The 18,327-nt window shown below is 59.7% G+C and carries 14 protein-coding genes; 4 read left to right on the forward strand and 10 right to left on the reverse strand.

The genetic code is table 11. From position 1 onward, the window contains the following. Positions 1–56: 56 nt before the first annotated feature. Positions 57–533 (reverse strand): hypothetical protein, encoded by a 477-nt coding sequence (locus Q1A00_RS11000; RefSeq protein WP_298403816.1) that lies wholly within the window; start codon positions 531–533, stop codon positions 57–59. 190 nt (positions 534–723) lie between these two features. On the opposite strand from Q1A00_RS11000, the gene Q1A00_RS11005 reads away from it, so the two are divergent. Further along, positions 724–1,686 carry a type II CAAX endopeptidase family protein gene (locus Q1A00_RS11005; protein WP_299756769.1) on the forward strand — a complete coding sequence of 321 codons (963 nt, stop codon included), beginning with the start codon at positions 724–726 and terminating at the stop codon, positions 1,684–1,686. 50 nt (positions 1,687–1,736) lie between these two features. Here the strand turns inward: Q1A00_RS11005 and Q1A00_RS11010 are convergent, their stop codons facing one another. Further along, positions 1,737–2,573, reverse strand: a complete 837-nt coding sequence (locus Q1A00_RS11010; protein WP_299756772.1) for a DMT family transporter — start codon at positions 2,571–2,573, stop codon at positions 1,737–1,739. Positions 2,574–3,175: 602 nt separating this feature from the next. On the opposite strand from Q1A00_RS11010, the gene Q1A00_RS11015 reads away from it, so the two are divergent. The 3 genes from Q1A00_RS11015 (at position 3,176) to Q1A00_RS11025 (ending at position 6,080) form a co-directional block, all read left to right on the forward strand. Then, positions 3,176–3,535: a hypothetical protein gene (locus tag Q1A00_RS11015; protein WP_298403807.1), complete on the forward strand. Its 360-nt coding sequence runs from the start codon at positions 3,176–3,178 to the stop codon at positions 3,533–3,535. 3 nt (positions 3,536–3,538) lie between these two features. Then, on the forward strand, positions 3,539–4,822 hold the full coding sequence (locus Q1A00_RS11020) for a hypothetical protein (RefSeq protein ID WP_298403804.1): 1,284 nt from the start codon (positions 3,539–3,541) through the stop codon (positions 4,820–4,822). 76 nt (positions 4,823–4,898) lie between these two features. Continuing rightward, on the forward strand, positions 4,899–6,080 hold the full coding sequence (locus Q1A00_RS11025) for an acetyl-CoA C-acetyltransferase (protein WP_298403801.1): 1,182 nt from the start codon (positions 4,899–4,901) through the stop codon (positions 6,078–6,080). Between the two features lie 129 nt (positions 6,081–6,209). Here the strand turns inward: Q1A00_RS11025 and Q1A00_RS11030 are convergent, their stop codons facing one another. The 8 genes from Q1A00_RS11030 to Q1A00_RS11065 form a co-directional block, all read right to left on the reverse strand. Then, the gene (locus Q1A00_RS11030) at positions 6,210–7,367 is read right to left on the reverse strand and encodes a SpoIIE family protein phosphatase (RefSeq protein WP_299756777.1); all 1,158 of its coding nucleotides are present in this window, start codon (positions 7,365–7,367) and stop codon (positions 6,210–6,212) included. A gap of 294 nt (positions 7,368–7,661) precedes the next feature. Further along, a complete protein-coding gene (locus Q1A00_RS11035) occupies positions 7,662–8,804 on the reverse strand; it encodes a glycosyltransferase family 4 protein (protein ID WP_298403796.1) in 1,143 nt (380 codons plus the stop codon). After that, positions 8,804–10,192, reverse strand: coding sequence for an FAD-dependent oxidoreductase (locus Q1A00_RS11040; protein ID WP_298483082.1), 1,389 nt, complete (start codon positions 10,190–10,192; stop codon positions 8,804–8,806). The genes Q1A00_RS11035 and Q1A00_RS11040 overlap by 1 nt, the downstream gene beginning before the upstream one ends. 552 nt (positions 10,193–10,744) lie before the next feature. Next, positions 10,745–14,488 (reverse strand): FtsK/SpoIIIE domain-containing protein, encoded by a 3,744-nt coding sequence (locus Q1A00_RS11045; protein ID WP_299756782.1) that lies wholly within the window; start codon positions 14,486–14,488, stop codon positions 10,745–10,747. Further along, positions 14,472–14,804 (reverse strand): hypothetical protein, encoded by a 333-nt coding sequence (locus tag Q1A00_RS11050; protein WP_298403786.1) that lies wholly within the window; start codon positions 14,802–14,804, stop codon positions 14,472–14,474. The genes Q1A00_RS11045 and Q1A00_RS11050 overlap by 17 nt, the downstream gene beginning before the upstream one ends. A gap of 12 nt (positions 14,805–14,816) precedes the next feature. Further along, positions 14,817–16,907, reverse strand: a complete 2,091-nt coding sequence (locus tag Q1A00_RS11055; protein ID WP_298483078.1) for a hypothetical protein — start codon at positions 16,905–16,907, stop codon at positions 14,817–14,819. After that, a complete protein-coding gene (locus Q1A00_RS11060; RefSeq protein WP_298403780.1) occupies positions 16,904–17,722 on the reverse strand; it encodes a hypothetical protein in 819 nt (272 codons plus the stop codon). The genes Q1A00_RS11055 and Q1A00_RS11060 overlap by 4 nt, the downstream gene beginning before the upstream one ends. Positions 17,723–17,771: 49 nt before the next feature. After that, positions 17,772–18,050 (reverse strand): pyrophosphorylase, encoded by a 279-nt coding sequence (locus tag Q1A00_RS11065; RefSeq protein ID WP_298403777.1) that lies wholly within the window; start codon positions 18,048–18,050, stop codon positions 17,772–17,774. Between the last annotated feature and the right edge of the window lie 277 nt (positions 18,051–18,327).

Below are 18,327 nucleotides of genomic sequence, written 5' to 3' on the forward strand. Positions count from 1 at the left end.
TCAATGGAAAGGGCGGGTGTCATACCCGCCCTTTCTGTCATTCCAACCATCCTGTGTCAAAATGATGGCGGCTGATATTGGTGCGGCGGTGATGGCTGGCTGTTCCGATAGGCGAAATACGCTTGGATGTCAGGCTGGTTGTAAAACACCAGACTGAGAATGCCAAAGACCATTGAAATAACATTGCCGGTAACAATGTTAACGATCTGCATAATCGCTAGCGTCCTGTTTGGTTGTACCGGCTGGGGCGGATTGCGGAGCAGTTTGTAGGCATACATACCGGCTACAATCGCCACTGCAATCGAGTAGATACCGAGCGGAATGCCGCAGATTGTGATCATCCAAACAAGGCCGCTCAGTCCACTCAGTACTGCATCAACAATCGCCATGATGCCAATGGCTTGGACAGTGCCGGGCATTGTTGTACCGGTGTACCCCGGCGTCCCTTGATACTGTATCTGGTACGGTTGCTGATACGGTGACTGAGGAGGTTGATATCGACTGTAGTCCTCTGGGCGTTGTGGATCGCTCACGCCATGCCATCCTTTCCCCTTGGAAGATGTTTTTCCTACGCGCTGAAGTGCGAAGATGCTATGTTCGAACCTAACATAGCTTTATCTTAGCACAGTGAGAGCCGCGTGACCATCTTGACAAGAAATACCATCAATATTAATATTGATAACGATATTAGAATTTGTTATCATTCAGAGAAAGGTATAGCTTATGCTTCCAGCGTGGTTCACGCACAACCGTCTGTACGATCTCGCGCGCAGTGGTCGGCGTTTAACGTCATGGTGGGGCGTGATCGGGATTGGCGTACTGATAGTTTTTCTCTCGCAAGTGTTTGCGATTCCGATAGTTCTGGCAAAGCTAGCGTTAGGGGGTATGAGCAGTGCCTCATCCGACCTCCTGCCCCCACTCGTTTCAGGGTTCTGGCTGTCACTCACGCTTGCCGTCTCGTTTGGCGCGATGATTGTGCTGGTGTGGTTGTGGATTCGGTTGTATGAGCGACGCGGTATGGCAACAATCGGTTTCGAGCCACAGCGGGCGCTCTTCTTCTACGGACGAGGCTTGCTCGTGGGGCTGGCTTCATTCTGTGCCGTCGTTGGCTTGCTGGCGCCTTTCGGCTTTGTCGCCGTAGAAGCTGGTGATCCGGCGCAGGTTGGCCTAGCCGCGCTTGGTGGCGTGTTGTTAGTGCTCATCCCCGGCTGGCTGATCCAAGGTGCGGCTGAAGAGGTGCTGACGCGCGGCTGGATGTTGCCCACCCTCGCGGCGCGCTACCGTCCTTGGGTTGGTGTGCTGATCTCGTCACTCTTTTTTGCCGTCATGCATGGGTTGAATCCCAATCTCAGCGTGCTCGCACTACTGAATCTCGGTCTGTATGGTCTCTTCGCTGCACTCTACGCCCTCCGTGAAGAGTCGCTGTGGGGGATTTGTGCCTTCCATTCGGTCTGGAATTGGGCGCAGGGTAATCTCTTTGGTTTCGAAGTGAGCGGGCAAATGGTGAGTGGTGGGATGCTGTTCAATCTCATGGAGACCGGCCCCGATTGGTTTACCGGCGGCCCATTTGGCCCAGAAGGTGGCCTTGTGACAACGATCGTGTTGGTCATGAGTATGGCGATCATTTGGTGGTGGCCGGCTACTAGCCAGAATCCAGCAGGCCAGCCGGTGACCGTTGACCGTTAGCGCAACGGATGATTGTAGCGGGCGGTAGTCAAGCTACCGCCCGCTGTCGTTTACGGCAAACTCACCAATAAGACCCCCACCAAAATGCCGGCTACGCCAAGCCATTGGCTCCGCGCCAGCCGCTCGCGTAGCACTAGCCACGCCAGCACAACCGTCACAGCGCTGAAGATCGAGGCGAGTGCCGTGACGACGCTGACGTAGGCGGTAGCGATCCCGGTGTTGAAGCTGAGGAAGGCGATGGTGTCGAGCACGCTGGCCGCGATGATCAGACCACCGCGCGCCGCGGTCAATTGCGGCAGCGCCGGTCGGCTGAAGGCGAGGATCATCGCTGCTGCCAATACCGTCACGACCCGCCCGATCAAGACTGGCCATGCGATGCCGAAGGTCGCTGTGATATCACCGATCAGCCAAAAGAAGAGACCAAAACTGATCGCCACCCCAATCGCTTCCGGCACGCCGCGCAGATTGGTGTGCGCTGTCCCCGGCCCGCGTGACACTACGATCACCCCACCGATCACGAAGCCGGTGCCGGCCAGCGTGATCATGCCCAACGTCTCGCCATCGAGGAGCGCCAACGCTGCCGTCACTGCCGCAAAACTGGCCGAGATCGGCGAGACGATGGCCAGCGTGCCGATTGTGAAAGCGCGGTAGAGCAACAGCGTGCCGGTGACATTGAGCAGATTGACCGCCACCGCTGCCAACCAATCCGGCCCCCATGGCGGCAGCGGATCGCCGCGACTAAGGAGTACTAGACCGATGGCCACGATACCAGCCATCTGGGCGAACAAGAGTGTCCATTGCCAGCCGAGCTGGCGAGTAGCGCGGGTGATCAGGAAATCACCGGTTCCCCATCCTAACGCAGCAATTAGGCCGTAGATAATGCCCATAGTAATGTCTCAAGCTGCCTCTCTGCTGGTCCTCCCCTCCTAACGTCGCGCACAAACCGCACGAGCGTCGAATCCGTTGGCAGCAGCGATGCCAGCGTCATAAGGCGTAAAGCGTGCCCTCTGTCATTGCGAGGGCGTAACCCGTCCGAATCAATCTCCTGCAATGGCGCGAGCGTGCTGCTGCGAGTATTCGCCTCTCTAAACGGCTGGCATCATTGGCACTGCCACAAGCTATCAATCGCCAGTTTCAGCCAGACACAGGCGCCGCGGGCCAAACCATCGCCACTACCGGCGAAACTACTGCCTTCGCCCGCGAAAATAGCCGGCGCGAAAGGCAATCGCGGCCACAACCGCCACAAGGATCAAGACGATAAGGCATTCGACAATGCTAATACTTAACATAAAATCATTGTGGGGATCAGCATATCATTTCGCGCAATGCAAAGAGGTAGTGTCCCCAAGTAGAAGAGATCGCTGCGCGCACACCGTGTGCGCACCATTACAACCTCTCAACATCACGAAATGATATTCAGCGGTAGTTCCGCTTTGTTCCAGTATACCGTATTTAGCCCCGCTGCTGGTCGTGCTACAATAGCGCCGATATGGAGCGACTCATTGCCTTGCATAGCCGGTTACAACTCACCATTACCATCGTGATCGCGGTTGGCGTGCTCTGGGCTTTGGTGATAGCATGGCGCAATCGTGGCGGGATGCAGCCGCTAAGTGGGATATTGCAACTGCTGATCATGGCGCAGGCGGCCATCGGGCTTCCCTTGCTTTGGCAGGCCGATCTTGCCCGGATGGCGTTGCACCTCATCTACGGTGTGGTGGCGGTGGCCCTCATCCCGGCAACCGCGCTGGCGGTGCGTGACCGGCCTGTGCGAGTGGTCGGGTTGTCGTATGCCGGCATCTTGTTGATGCTCTTGATCGTGGTGGCGCGGCTCTACGAGACCGGAGGATGAGCATTGTCCGCACGCTTCGATTTCATCATTGTTGGCAACACCGCTGCTGAAGCGGCGCTTGCTGCGCTCTTAGCCAACGACGGCCACGCGGTGCTGCTTACCGGTGCCGGAGCTTTGCAGCCGGTGGTGCGTTGCGGTAATTGCTGGTACGATACCGTACCGCCGCAGTGGGCCGGTGTGCGTGATGGGCCGTATGCGCAGATCGCGGCGTATCTGGGGGTCTACCTACCGGTTGTGCGGCGTGACCCGGCGTGGCGGCTGTATCTAGCGCAGCGAGTGATTGACGTGCCCAGCGATCTGGGCCAGTGGCGCCGGAGCCGGCGCGCACTCTTTCCTGCTCAAGCTGATGCCGCCGGTCGTTTCTGGCAAGCCCAAGAGACGGCGGCTGCTGCGGCGTTGCGCTTGGCCGAGCGGTTTGATCCACTGGCCCAAATGCAAGTGCTGCGCCAGCAACGGTTGACAGCAGGCGATATGTTGTGCCGCTACGGTATCGTCGATCCGGCGCTGCGCAACGTTGTGGATACGATCCTTGCGGCCAGCGGTCTGCCGGCAAGCGATCATTGTCCGTGGCCGGCTGGTAGTGTGGCGCTCCTTCCCCCTGCTGAAACCGTGGCCGGCGATGCCGGGACGCTCATCCGCCTCTTTACCGATGCCTTGATCCGCGCTGGTGGTGAATGGCGCGCTAAACAGCGGGCAGTGGCTCTGATCACCACGCCTATCCGGGTGGCAGGGGTGCGCTTCGCTAATGGCGAAGAGGTGTTTGCCCGTGCCATTGTCCTTGGCCCAGCGGCATGGCGCTTGGCCGCGCGCACCGGTGCGCGTTCGCCAATCATCGCGACCGGCTACTTTGCTGTTGAACGCTCGCGCCTGCCCGCTGACACACCCCTCTACCAGATTGTGGCCGGTTCTTCGCTACCGGTGACGATTAGTCTCTCCCCGGCTGCTGAAACGGAGACGCACCGGCGTGTGACCGTTGCGATGCGGCTCGCTAGCCCAGAAGTCGCGCAGTTGAGCCGCGCCACTCCGCATGAACGGCGCCAGCTACGGCAGGCGCTCGGCGCGGTCTTGCAAGCCGCCGTTGCAACCGCGCTGCCAAGTTTGGCGAACGAGAAGCTGGATGGGTTGACGACCGCTCTGCTCCCCGATCCAACCATCCCGCCCACCCGCCCGCCGGCAGCGCAAGCTGGTTTGTGGCTGTTGCGACCAGCGTCATGGCTGCCGCCGGGGTACGACAACGGCAGTAGCGTGGTGTCCCTCTACCGGCAGTTGCGCGGGTTGGTATCTTGAAACATAGCCCGCTATAATATCCGGTATCATTGCTGGTGGTTGTCACCATTTATTCCTGCACTGTGAGGAACAGCTTATGGACGATGTAGTCATTGTGAGCGCAGTGCGCACGCCGATTGGCCGCTTTAACAGCGCCTACAGCGGCCTCGGCACCATTGATTTAGGCGCAGCTGCCGTGCGGGCTGCTGTGCAACGGGCCGGGATCGAACCGGCAATGGTCGATGAATGTATCATGGGGTGCGTCGTTACCGCCGGTTTGGGCCAATCACCAGCCCGGCAAGCAGCGCTCCGCGGTGGTTTGCCAGACTCGGTTGGCGGGTTGACGGTCAACAAGGTCTGCGGCAGTGGGCTGAAAGCCGTTATGGTTAGCGCGGCGCTGATCAAGGCCGGCGAAGCCGACGTGCTGGTGGCCGGCGGCATGGAGCATATGAGCAGCGGCCCTTACTTGTTGCCGCAGGCGCGGCACGGCTATCGGCTAGGTCACGGCCAAGTGATCGATGCCACGGTTCACGATGGGTTGTGGTGCGCATTTGAAAACCATCATATGGGCGCTGCCGCCGAATGGATTGCGCGCACGTTTCACGTCACCCGCGAACAGCAAGACGCTTATGCGCTGCAATCGCACCAGCGCGCGATCGCAGCCCAAGACCGCGGTGCCTTTGACGAGGAGATTGTGCCGGTGACAGTGCCGGGACCGAAAGGGCAGACTAACGTGGTGACAGTTGATGAAGGGCCACGGCGCGACACCTCGCTGGCGGCGCTGGCCAAGCTCAAACCGGCGTTTGTCGCTGATGGCACCGTCACTGCTGGTAACGCTCCCGGCATTACCGATGGCGCGGCAGCAGTGGTGTTGATGAGCGCCAGCCGGGCGGCCCAGTTGGGTTTGCAACCGCTAGCCCGGATCGGAGTGGCTGCGCAGGCAGCGGTCAAGCCGCTTGAAGTTTTCACCGCGCCTGCCTTTGCGATCGAACGGTTGATGAAACGCGCCGGGCGCACGCTCGACGATTACGATCTGTTTGAAATTAATGAAGCGTTTGCGGCGCAAGTCATTGCGAATCTCCGTGCTCTTGCCCTCGACGCTGACCGGGTGAATGTCCATGGCGGCGCGATTGCGCTCGGCCATCCGATCGGTGCGAGCGGTACGCGCGTGCTGGTGACGCTGATCTCGGCTCTGCGGCAACGCGGCGGTAAACGCGGCATCGCTGCCCTGTGTCTTGGTGGTGGTGAAGCCGTCGCGCTGGAAGTTGAAGTGCGCTAACCTCAGCCGGAGCGACGTTGCTCGCCAACGTCGCTCCTTCACCAGAGGACTAAACGCCAGCGTTGAGGGATACGAGCGCCGCTAGGGGGGTAGGCGTCTGCAGCGGCATAGTAAAAACAACCCCTCACCTCACGCCGCGCTGTACCGCCAGACGACCAACATCGTCAAATCATCCTCTGGCTGCTGGCGCATCGTATACGCCATCACTGCCCGTTGTATGGTTTCGAGATGACGCGCGCCGTTGAGTGCCGGATCGATCGTTGCCAGCAGCCGTTCCTCGCTAAACAGCGCGCCGTTGGGTGACCGCGCCTCGGTGACACCATCGGTGTAGGCGAAGAGCCGATCGCCTATCTCTAGCTTGGTTGTCTCGGTTGTAAAGCGCGCATTGGTGATCCAGCCGACGGCTGGCCCGGTCGATAACAACATTTCAACCCTACTATCGGCACGGATCAAAATCGGCACTGGGTGGCCGGCATTCACATACTGTACGGTTCCGCTGGCCGGATCAATGATCGCAAAGAAAATGGTCGAGAAGGTGCGACTCGCGTGATGGTGGCGCGCAATATACTCGTTGGTCATCGCTACAGCGCGCAGTGGATCGTCGCCGTTCAGCGCGGCTTGTTCAGCAAACGCGCGCAAAAGCGACCGGGTTAACGCCATAAAGATCGCTGCTCCCACACCTTTATCACAAACATCACCCAGCAGACAAACCAGCCGTTGATCGGGCAAGATAAAGGCGTCATAAAAATCACCGGCTACTTCTCGCGCCGGCACAAACGCTGCTGCGATCTCCCAGCCGTCAATGTGCGGTAGACGTTCCGGCAAGAAATCGGCTTGCATGCGCCGCCCCAGCTCGAGTTCATAGCGGATCGCTATCAGATGCGCTTGCTCTTGGTCGCGCAACCGTTTTCGTTCCAGACAAGCATTCACTTTGGCGTGCAGCAGGGTCGTGTTAATTGGCTTTGTGAGGTAATCTTCGGCGCCGGCATCAATGCACCGCACCACATCGTCGATCTCATCAATCGCCGAAATCACGATGACCGGAATGTGGCGCATCTGTGAGTCGCACTTGAGCTGATCAAGCACGGTAAAGCCATCCATTTCGGGCATCATGAGGTCAAGCAGAATGACATCGAAAGGTTGCTGCTGCGCATATTCCAATCCCTGCCGCCCGTGGATCGCTGTGACGACCGTATGGCCGTGCCGGTCGAGCTGGCGCGCAAGCAAGTATCGATTGTGTTCACTGTCATCAATGACGAGTATCCGGCCGGGAGGTTGGTTTGCCATAGGCGATAGTTACGAAACCGGTTTCAGTATCTTCTAACAATTAAATCATTGGCGATCCGGCTAGGTTCGTTAATGGCGCATCGCAACAGCACAGGCAATACGGCATCTTTAGTGTGCCACTTCGCTGACCTCACTCCATCAGATGCCGGAATGAAGCTTTTGTGGGAAGCGCGATCCTTGGCTTCGCTTAGATTAGATATAGTCTGGATGGGCCAAAGTCTGTTGTCAAGCAGACATCTTGGTCATGACGTGCATAGCCAAGAGACTATCATACCATAGTCCATCGGCGGTTGGCTATGCGCGAACAGTGGCTTGCTGGTAGGCTGCTTCAGCAATTGGGGCGAGGTTCGGCCATGCCAAGCGGTGTGACGCTGCTCTTGCGGCAGCGCGCAAGCGGGTGCGCGCCGTTTCGTCGGCTAACAATTCAAGGGTTGCGGCGGCCAGCGCCTGCGCATCGCCGGGCGGCGTCAGGATGCCGGCGTCAGGCGCGAGGTAGTCGCGGGCCGTGCCGACATCGCTGGCCACAATCGGCAAGCCCGCGGCGAGCAGTTCCACGAGTTTGGCCATGCCGCGCGCGCGGTTGATCAACGTATCGCGAATCGGCGCTAGCGCCACATCGGCGCTGGCAAGCAATTGAGGAATCGCCGCCGGTTCTTGCCAGCCACGGTTATCAATCATCGCTGCCCAACCTTGCGTTGTGGCCAGCGCCAAAAGCTGCTGCTCTTCGCCGCGCTCGCCTTTGCCGATCAGCAAGAGGCGCGCGTCAGGTCGCGCGCGGTGGATCGTCGCTAGCGCGGTTGCTACTTCAGCCAAATCGAGTTCCCAGAAGCGGGTGTAGAGGAGAATGGTGGGGTGAGGTGTAGGCTGCAGCGGTAACGGTTCAGTAGCTGGCGCGCCGTTTGGTAGATAAAAAACGCGCTGCGGGGGCACACCCATGGCCCAGACCAAGGTTTCGAGTGTATGCGAAACGACCGTGACCGCGCCGGCGCGGCGCGGCAGATCGCGCTCTTGCCACGCAAATAACGCCTTGGCCGGTGGCGGATATGGTAGCAAGTCGTTCCATCCACCCGACCCTTCCCAATCGTCGCAATCAACCACGAGCGGCACTCTGCCACGAGCTAGCACTGCTAACCCGCCGAATCCTTTGGGTTTGAAGAGGTGGAGTACATCGGGCTGTAACCGGCGCGCCCTGCTCCAAAGCGCCACAGTATGCCAGAGGGCTGCTGGCGGGCCGCCGAGAGGTGGTGTGGGGGTATGGGTCACCGTTACCCCGCTGTAGTCGCGGGTTGTGCCGCCATCAGCCGGATTATGCACCGGCGGCGCCAAAATCGTAACGGTGTGGCCGCGCCGGTGCAACGCCTGCGCCAATGGCAACATCCGGGCCAGTAGGGTGCCCTTCGGTCTGATGCCGAAGGGCGCGATCATCACAATGCGCATCAGCGGCCAGCTCGGATAATCTCCATCATCTCTTCCACCCGCGTCACCTTTACCCGTGGCCGGCCTTGTGCCGCTCCCTGCGCCATTTCATACTCGTTCAGCCGCTGCCAATCAGCGTAGGTGACAAAATCAACCCCGCGCTCGCGCAACAGATCGGTGATGTCGCCGGCGGGCGGCGTGTTCGGCAGGTTGGGCAAATCAGCCAGCATCTTGTTGACGGTGGCAACCGCGTCGGGTTTGTTGGTTCCGATCACGCCTGACGGGCCGCGCTTGATCCAGCCGACCACGTATTCGCCGAGGATCGGTTCACCGTTTGGCCCATTCAGCACTCGGCCATCGCGATTGGGAATGGTGCCGCTCACTTCATCAAACGGTACGTCGGGCAACGGCTCGCCGCGATACCCAACCGAGCGCAAGACCATACCACAGCTCAACTCTTCAGTCACACCGGTGCCACGCGGGCGTAAGCTGCCGTCGGCAGCCTGCACCAATCTGTTACGCTCGATCGTGACGCCGGTCACCCGGCCATCAACCCCGTGAATAGCAATAGGGGAAACAAGGAAGCGCATGACGATCCGGCGTGGCGCGCCGGTGGCGCCGCGGGCGGCATATTCGCGCAGCATCTCAACATTCTTCGCCGCCGTTTTATCCTCGGCCATCGCCGCTTCACTCAGCGGATCAAGTTCAAGGTCGGCCGGATCGACAATGATGTCAACTCCCTTCAGCTCACCAAACTCCTTCAATTCTGGATTGGTGAAGGCGGCCTGCACCGGCCCGCGCCGGCCTAACATCACCACTTCGCGTACCTTGCTCTGGCGCAGCGCGGCCAGTGCGTGGTCAGCAATATCGGTTTTCGCCAGCTCATCGGGATCGCTCACCAAAATGCGCGTCACATCCATCGCCACATTCCCGTTGCCCACCACCACGACTCGCTCAACGTTCAAATCAACTTCAAGATCGCGGTAGTCGGGCCGGCCATTATACCAGCCAACGAAAGCGGTTGCCGGCATGCTGCCGAACAAATCCTCGCCGGGAATGCCCATGCGCCGATCTGACTGCGCGCCGACGGCGTAGACGATCTGATCGTAATAGGAGCGCAGGTCAGCGTGGGTTATATCAACCCCAAAAGTGACGTTGCCGAAATAGCGAACGTTGGCGTGGGCGGCTAGCTTGTCGTAAATGCGCGTCACCGCCTTGATCGATTGGTGATCAGGGGCAACTCCCTCGCGCACCAATCCATAAGGGGTGGGGAAGCGGTTGAAGATGTCGATTTGGCAGACCAGATCTTTTTGTTTGAGCAACGCTTCAACAGTGTAAAAACCGGCCGGGCCGGCGCCAATAATCGCGACGCGCAGCGGACGCTGAGCGCTTCCCAGAGGTTCACTCACGGCGCACTCCTTTGTTGTCGTTTTGTTGCCTCTTGTCCGATTGTGATATACCGCACAGATACCCGCAATGTACCATGGCTCTTACGTCATGTCAAACGGTGCTGTACCGCTTGCTTGAACCGGTGTTCGTTTAGTGCTGTTTTCCCCCGTTGTGAGCAGTGATCTCTATGCCGTGCTCTTCTAAAGCGGATCGTTATCGCGTTGTTCGGCAAGCTTTCAGAGCGTAGCATTGGGTTTGCTCAGGCGGATATGCCAATCCTCTCTTCGCACCTTTTGTTGAAGGGTGGACAGAATATTGGTAGAGTACAACTGTTGATCGCTGTGCGATGCCTCAAAGCCCGGCGCTGCATTCCCCTCTCCCGCATCGGTGGGAGAGGGCTGGGGGTGAAGGTGAACCAGCGTAGCTCAATGTCATCAACCATATTTGCCTTCATGGTTCTGTCCGCCCTTGAACTCCCCTTGTGGGAGAGCAAGAAAGAGGGGATGAGGACAACCAAGGCATAAGAATGCGGGAAACATCTATCGCGCTCCTCAAACGCTCCATTATGAGATTTATTCTCCCGCTACCTGCATCATCACCGGTTCATCATCACCATTCACCAACAGCGCCCGTCCCGGCGGTTGCTCACTGGGGCGTTGATCAGGCAGTGGTAGATTAAGGCCGAGCAAGCGTGTGCCGGTGTCGTAACGACCCGGCCAGAGTACGATCCCGTTGCGCGCACCGTCAAGTGCCCGCAGCAGCGGATCATCGGCATAGCTGATCCCAGCGGCAATGAGCAAGTGAAATGGTTCGTTGCCGGTTTGAGCCAATTCGACTAACTGATTGAATAGATTGGGCGTTGCGCTGTAGCTCTGGGTAAAGTGGTCACGCCAGCGTTCGCGACACAGGTGGTAATCGTCAATGATCAAGAGTTGCCGGTTAGTTGCCTCGCGGCGCAATGCGCTAAGTTCATCGTTTAGCATTGCCAGTCCGGCTTCGTCAGCGATGTAGCGCACTGTTGGTGTAAGCGCGCGCAACCGGTTCAGACTGCGGCGCGGCCCGTCGATGATGATCAAGTGTGCTGGCGGTGATGCCGTTAATGCGCTGTGAGCTAGGGTGAGTAGGGCCGTGCTTTTGCCGCTGCGACGCGGCCCGATTACCAGTGCGTGTGGTGTTTCCGAGCTGAGGTGCAGCTCTACCGGCCCCGGCGGCTCTGCCGCCCAACTGCATGGTAGGCGCAGGCCGGCAATGCATTGACTGGCCGCCGGTAAGGCGCTTCTGGCCAAGCGTTCGGGCAGCAACGCCAACGGCGGCGGGCCGCCGGCGATTAGCGGCGTGGTGTGCGCTAACGTAGTCACTTGCGCCCGGATAGCTAGCGCTAGCTCGCGACTGTCACTAGCTTCGACGCCGCCTGCCGGCAGCGCAATCTGCACTTCCAGCAGACCTTCTTCGCTATGCTGCCAGTAGCCGCGCCCGGCTATGGCTGGCGGCAGTTGGGATGGCGGCCGCTGGCCAAAGGCATCAGCGTAGTCGTTGAGATCAGGCATGCGCAGGGCCAGCCGTTGCTCGAACTGCGCCGCTAGCCGGTAGGGGAAGTCGGATGGCCGCTCGGCACTCACGATTAGGCGTAACCCTAGATCGCGCCCATTGCGAGCTAGTCGGACTAATTCGGCTAAGTCGCTCTCGCCATAGGCGTCGCGGAGTTCATCACGCACCACTGCTAGCCGGTCAATGACGAGCAGCACCGGCGGTCCCGGTGGTTGGCCGGCGCTCACGCGCATGCGCCGTTCGCGCAGGAGGTTGTCGAGTTGGCGCAAGAGGGTGATGAGCGCCTCGCGATCGAAGGGTTGCACCATGGCCCCAACGTGCGGGAGATCGGTCAAGGCGCTCAAAAGCCGGCCATCGCCATCGATCAGATAGCACCAGAGCGCATCGGGCGCACATCTCCCGGCAAGGTCGAGGATGATGCGGGCCAAAGTCACGCTCTTGCCACTGGCTGGCCCGCCAAAGATCGCCAGATGACCGGTATTGAGATCGATCACCAACGGGATTTGCCGGCTCTGCTGCGGTATGTCAAGCAAACCGGCCACTGCCTGCAAGCCGCTCACCGCCGTATGGAGAGTCAGATGTGCCGGCAGTGGTGGCTGCCAAATAGGCGGTGGTTGCCAGTTGAGTGCGGCTAGATGAGCGATCCCGGCTGCGCAGAGTCGTTGGGTTATCGCTTCAAGATCACTCTGGCCGTCTGGTTGAGTAGCCAGTCGGGCCACTTGTATGAGCCGCACCTCGCCGCCGCTGCGCACGTATGCCCGTCCGGGCAGTTGTGGCGGCAAAAAGGCGGCGTCAGGACGTTGCAACATTTCGCGGCTGTCTTCGCTGCTGCCTAGCCGCAAAGCGATGAAGTAGCTCAATTGGCTGCGGATCTCGTCGCTGACCACCCGCGCCGGTTGTTGGGTAGCGATCAACAGATATACTCCCAGTGAACGTCCCTGCTTGACAACTCGCACCAGTGCGCTGACAAAATCGGGACAACTGCGGGCCATTTCATCAAATTCGTCGAGCACGATCAACAGGTTCGGCAACGGTTCTAGCGGGTGTTGGCGTGCTAGTGCGCGATAATCGGCGATGTTCTCGATATGGATGCCATACTGTTCGGCGACGGTGCGCAGCATAGTCTTGCGCCGTCGCAATTCGCTGTTGATGGCAGCGATGGCACGTGTTGCCAAGCGATCGTCGAGATCGGTCACTAATCCCGTGGTGTGGGGGATATGCGCAAACGGAGCGAGCGCCGCGCCGCCCTTGAAGTCGATCAACAGCACGTTGAGCCGGTCAGGGCCATGGGTAGCGGCCAACGCGACAATGATGGTTTGCAACAACACACTCTTGCCAGCGCCGGTCGCGCCAGCGATAATGCCATGCGGACCGTGGCATTGTTCGTTCAGATTGAGGAAAAACGGCTTTCCTTCCCCTAAAGCGCCGATTGGCGTCTCGTGCCATGCTAATGGTGGCGGTTGCAACCAGCGCAGCGGAATGCCATCGCCGGTCGGCAGCTCAAGCAGCTCTAGCAAGCGGGCATGGCGTGGCAGATGCTGGCCGGCCCCGATTTCAGTCAGGCGGATGGTTGCCAACCGGTTGGCGAGTTGCTCTATGCTGGCTCGATCGAGCAGGTCGGGCTGGAAGGGAGTGGCTGGCCATGCTTCGCCTGCCCGTGTCCACCTTCCTATTCGTTGGTCAACTTCGACCACTGCTGCGCAGTATTCGGGCACGTTGGCCCAATCATCGGCCAATACCACGACAATCAGACCATACGTGCCGCCATCGCGAAGGAGTTGGCCGAGCGCGGTGTGCGTTGCAACCAGCGCGGCGCTATCAACAATGATCACGACTGGCACCGGGTTGGCCGCTGCTGCTTCGCGCCGCCGGCTCAGTTCGTCTAGCAGGAAAGTTAAAAGGCGGTCGATCGCTGTCGGTTCAATCGCGGCCAAGATCCGCCCGGCCTGCGGTTCGCCCGGTGTCTGGCTGTGAGGCAGGCGCGCCATCCATTGCCAATCGGTCGCCGTATTCTTCTGCGCAATCAGCGCAATGCGCAGTTCAGCCGGCGCGTGCAAGGTGGCCGCTTGCGCCAGCAGCGCATACGCTAGCCCTACCACTGCCGGTCGCGGTCCGGCAATGCCGAGCGAACCGAGCTGGCGCAATGGCAAGCAGATCGGCACCTGATGTAAGCTGGCGTATTCGGCCAGAAGCTGGTCGATCCGGCGGTCAGCCGGTGCTCCCGGCTGAAACGCGGCGCGGCTTGTCGCCGGCAACGTTCCGTTGCCCACACGCAATTCTAGCGCATCATCATCACTCAGCCGGCGTTCCCACAGCCGTGGCTCCGGCGCGCGTGACCGACCATCGGCCCCAGCGATCCGCAATAGTTCTGCTGGATCGGGCGCTAAGTAGCGCCGGGCAGCGCGCTCTTCTTCGTGCAAGCGGCGTAAGCGAGCGCGCGCTGCGGCCAAGCGATCGTTGAAGAGTGTCTGCTGCTCAGCATGGGTATGCGCGTTGCGCCGGGTAGTTTCTCGCTCGTTGAGCAGCGTGATACCGCTACTGAGCAATCCTAACACCAGCGCCGGCAATGCTGCTAACCATGAACCGTAGCCGATCAGCGCACCGGCGCTGAACAGCAACGCTGCGATTACCGGTAACAATGCCTGTAGCCACATTGTTGCCGCGCGTGGCTGCGGCGGGTTGGGCGGAACGGGTAATTCCACCGTCTCGGCGCGCCAGCGCGGACGCAGGCGGGGTGGACGGTTAAACGAACTAGGGTTGTCCTGCATAGTTGGTTGCTGGCTGAGTAGCTTGCCGTTCGTAGTTAATCCGATCTTGCTCAGCGCGCGCCCGCGCGCTGGCTTGGGCGATAGCATTGGCCGCATGTAAGCATTGTTCGCGCAAGCGAATAGCTTCGACCTGTAGCGCAGCGTGGCGTGCAGCCCACTCGCGCTGGCGCGGCCCCTCCCATCCGGTTAGGAGCGCACTGGCTGTACTCGCTCGTTGCCGGGCCGCCGCATCGATCGCGCTCGCAATGCGCCGCAATGCGCCACTTGCTTCATCGGCGGCGTTCCAATCCCACCAAACATCGCTCCGGCCTGACATAGACAGCTCCTCCTATGCCGATAACGGCGGTTCCTGAAACCAGTCAGGATCGACCGGCGGTAGTTCGGGCAATATCGGTAGAGGCAGCAACTCAAATTCGGTGGGATCAATCGTGAACGGCAACGTTTGTGCCTCAACTGGCAGTCGGCTGTAGTCGAACGTTTCGTAGGCACTATGCGCTACACTCGGTTGATCGAGCTGGTGGTTGTCTAGCTCGAATACCACAGCACGGTAGCGCGCGTCATCGTGCCCGGCACCGACCGATTTCGCGAGCGTATCGTCACTGTCAACGTAATGCCGCACGGTGACTAGCTGACCATTAATCTCTGACGGTGCGTCATCCCATTCGCCGTGCGGGCGCACGGCGCCAAGCGTAATGACGCTGGCTAATTGAACCTGACGCTGAGCCAACGCAGCTTGCACCACTGGATCGTTACTTAACAGAATGCACATCCCGCCCCCCATACTATGTCCCATCAGATGAAGGGTACTGCCTGCCGGCATCTGCTCAATCAGGCGCATGATCCGCTCGCGCACAGTTTGGTAGTAGGCATTGTGATCAAGCCGCTCTTTCCCGCTGGCCGTCTCGATCACCGAAACCAATCCATTTGTTCCGTATGCCATATTGTCGAGATTGAGACCGCTGATTCCAACGACGTATTCATCTTTGCCGACCCGCGCTGCCCGAACTTCTTCGCCGAGGTATGGGCTGATCAAGCTGTGTGGTGTCGCCTGCAACGCTCTCGGTGTGATCCGATACGGACGGTTCGGATCGACCATGCACTCGTTCGGCGGGAAGACAGCGTGTACATCGGCGTAGCCATCTGGTTCAGCTTCCGGCCCGGTAGTTGGTCGTGTGAGCGGTCTCAACATCAGGTTGAAGCGTGTATTGCGGTTGAGCTGTTCGAGCTGGCTCACTAATGCGCGCATTTCCTCCAGTGATAGATATTGAAATGCGTCGATCCAAAAACCGCTTTCTAACAGCTTCGGTACGTCAGCCGGATTCTGGATGATTGCAGGCAAACGTGGGCCGCTAATGAGGCCAAGCATCCCACCTGCTTGGACGCAGATGAGCCAGAGCATAGCCGGATGAAGCGCAAGATCGGCTCTGCTTGTTGCGATCGTGCCGCTCATCACGAGACTTTGCTGTAACAGATGCCAGCTCTGCGCGCGGTTGGGCAAGAGTGGCAGCCATGGCCAAAGCCACCGCATGGTTTGTTGATATGCAGATTGCCACACCAGCCTTGTGCCGCGCTGCACAAGCTCAGTGCAGGCATCGGCTAGCCGTTGCTGCATCGCCGGTGACAACAAGATGGGAGTCGCCTGCCATACAAGCGGCGCGAACCATCCGGCCAATGCGCCGAAGCCGGCGAGAGGGAAACGCACCGGCCAGCCGGGCTGGGGCAATAGGGTGATCGGCATCAGCCACATTTGCAGGTGTTCCAACGCCTGCTCCAGCCATTGCTGGGTGGCGATCAAACGCAGCGCCGTTGGCCATGGCAACCATGGCGCAATCGTCACCAAGCCGGCTTGCGCTAGCCAGCGCCCTTGCTGCACGGCTCCGGTGCGCAAAGCGGGCCAAACGCCGCTGAGCCACGTTGGGTTCCAGCGGCGTACCGTCTGCATTGACCATTGCGTCGCCAGCCGCGCCGCTATCCGCACGCCTAAGCTGGCCGGCGCGATTGGCCGTGCCGGTGCACGCAGTTCCCAGATGAACCGGAAGGCAAGGCGAGCGCCGAGATCAAGCGTAGGCAAACCCGGCCAAAAGGGGCGCCGCCCTGCTAAGCGATTGGCGATGCCGGCGCTCATCATCGCAACCGTGGCCCCAAGGAGCGGCGCAGTTATGCCACCGCGATCAGCGGCTTCGATCCGGTTGGCGGTATCGCCTACCCATACCGCTACCTCGTTGATTGCGCGGCAATGACTAAACAGTGAATCGCTAAGACCGTCCACCCCCGATACCGCATACTCGCGGCACCGGCTGCTGAAACGGCTCAGTACTGTCGCCAGACTGCGCGCTTCGGCTAGCAGTTGTTCCTGTTCGGCAATAATGGCCGTCGCATATTGGCGCAACTGGGCAGGGATCGCAGCGACAGTATTCATGCAGCCTCACAGATCCAAGCGCCAAGCTCACCAATCCGTTGGCGCAGACTATCACCGCCGACCGGCCACAAGGCCAAGCGATCGTCGCGATCTGATGCCGGCACTGCCCACCACCCGCCGTTGCGTCCGGCAATCAGCAATGCGCCGCGCGCTTCCGGTTGGGGTTGTCGCATGTGCCGGATAGCTGCCAACGCATAGCGAGCCGGTTGCGGACCAATCGCTGTTACAAAGCTACGCGCCAGTGTTGTTGGATAGCCTTGCTGCTCTAAAGCCCAAACCGCCATGTGCTCATCGTTGTGTTGCAAAGCATTGAATGCGGTTAGCAGCGTTTCGCCGTTAAGCAGCAACGGCGTTTGGCACTCTGGTTCACGCAGGTTGACCAGCGCCAGTATCCCCAACATCGTGCCGGTAACTTGGTCGACGCCAGTAATCGCCTCGAACCGATGCACATCAGGCGCCGGACTGCTGTGCAGCACAAACCGATTGCCGGCGCGGCTAATATGACCAAGCTGGGTGGGCGGGCCGCTGGCTACAATGAGCAGGCTATCGGCGAGTGCGGCGGTGCGGAGCATGTCAGCCAAGGCGGCATGGGGTGTGGGCGGGCTTTCTGGCGATGGAGGCAGGACTAAGAGATTGCGCGCCACTAAACTGCCGACTGCTGCGCTCAGCGCACCCTCTAACGCTGGCCGTGCCGGCAATGTGCCTTGTCCAAGTGCGAAGGGCCGCGGCAGTTCGAGTAGGCCTAGCAATAAAAGCAACTCGGCATGGCTGATTTGAAAAGCGAGTGACATCTCGGTTTCTCCGTTTCGTTCCATAGCTCCGTGTGATGGGCCGGCGAGAGCAAATCTCGCCGGCCATCTGCTGCTACTGCCCGCCCGCCTGCATAATGTTCTGGTTAATCTGCGCTACCTGCCGGCGCAAATCCTCCAACGCCCCCTGAATAGCCATTAACTTTTGGTGCGTTTCCGCCCAATGAGCGCGGAATTGCGCAGCTAGCCGCCCATCCCAATTGTTCGGATCCGACAAGAGCTGTCCTTCCCGGTTCAGATCGCCAATCTGTTGCAACAATGGCCCCTGCACAATCCGCTGAAACCGCTCAATCGCTTCACGCGCCGTTGCCGTCGAAAGTACCCGATCGCTCATGCCAACCTCCTGTCAATGCCAGTAAAAAAACACCTTGCATGAATGAAACCGCGCGAGATCGCCAAAAGATTCGCGGAAATTTCGTCCAATTTACCGGTGCAAGAAAGCCGGCCTATCTAGCGAAAGATCGCGTCCTGATACGACAAAACGGCGTGGAGCAATCGCGCTTGACAAAATCGGCGGCATTCGCTATACTACTCAGCGTTGCGAGGGCAACGGTCTCACCGAAACGGTAGACCGCACAAGTGAAGGGCGCTCGGTCGCCGCTAGGGTCACA

Origin of the sequence: uncultured Chloroflexus sp. (genome assembly GCF_938091255.1) — a bacterium.
Taxonomy (GTDB): Bacteria; Chloroflexota; Chloroflexia; order Chloroflexales; family Chloroflexaceae; genus Chloroflexus.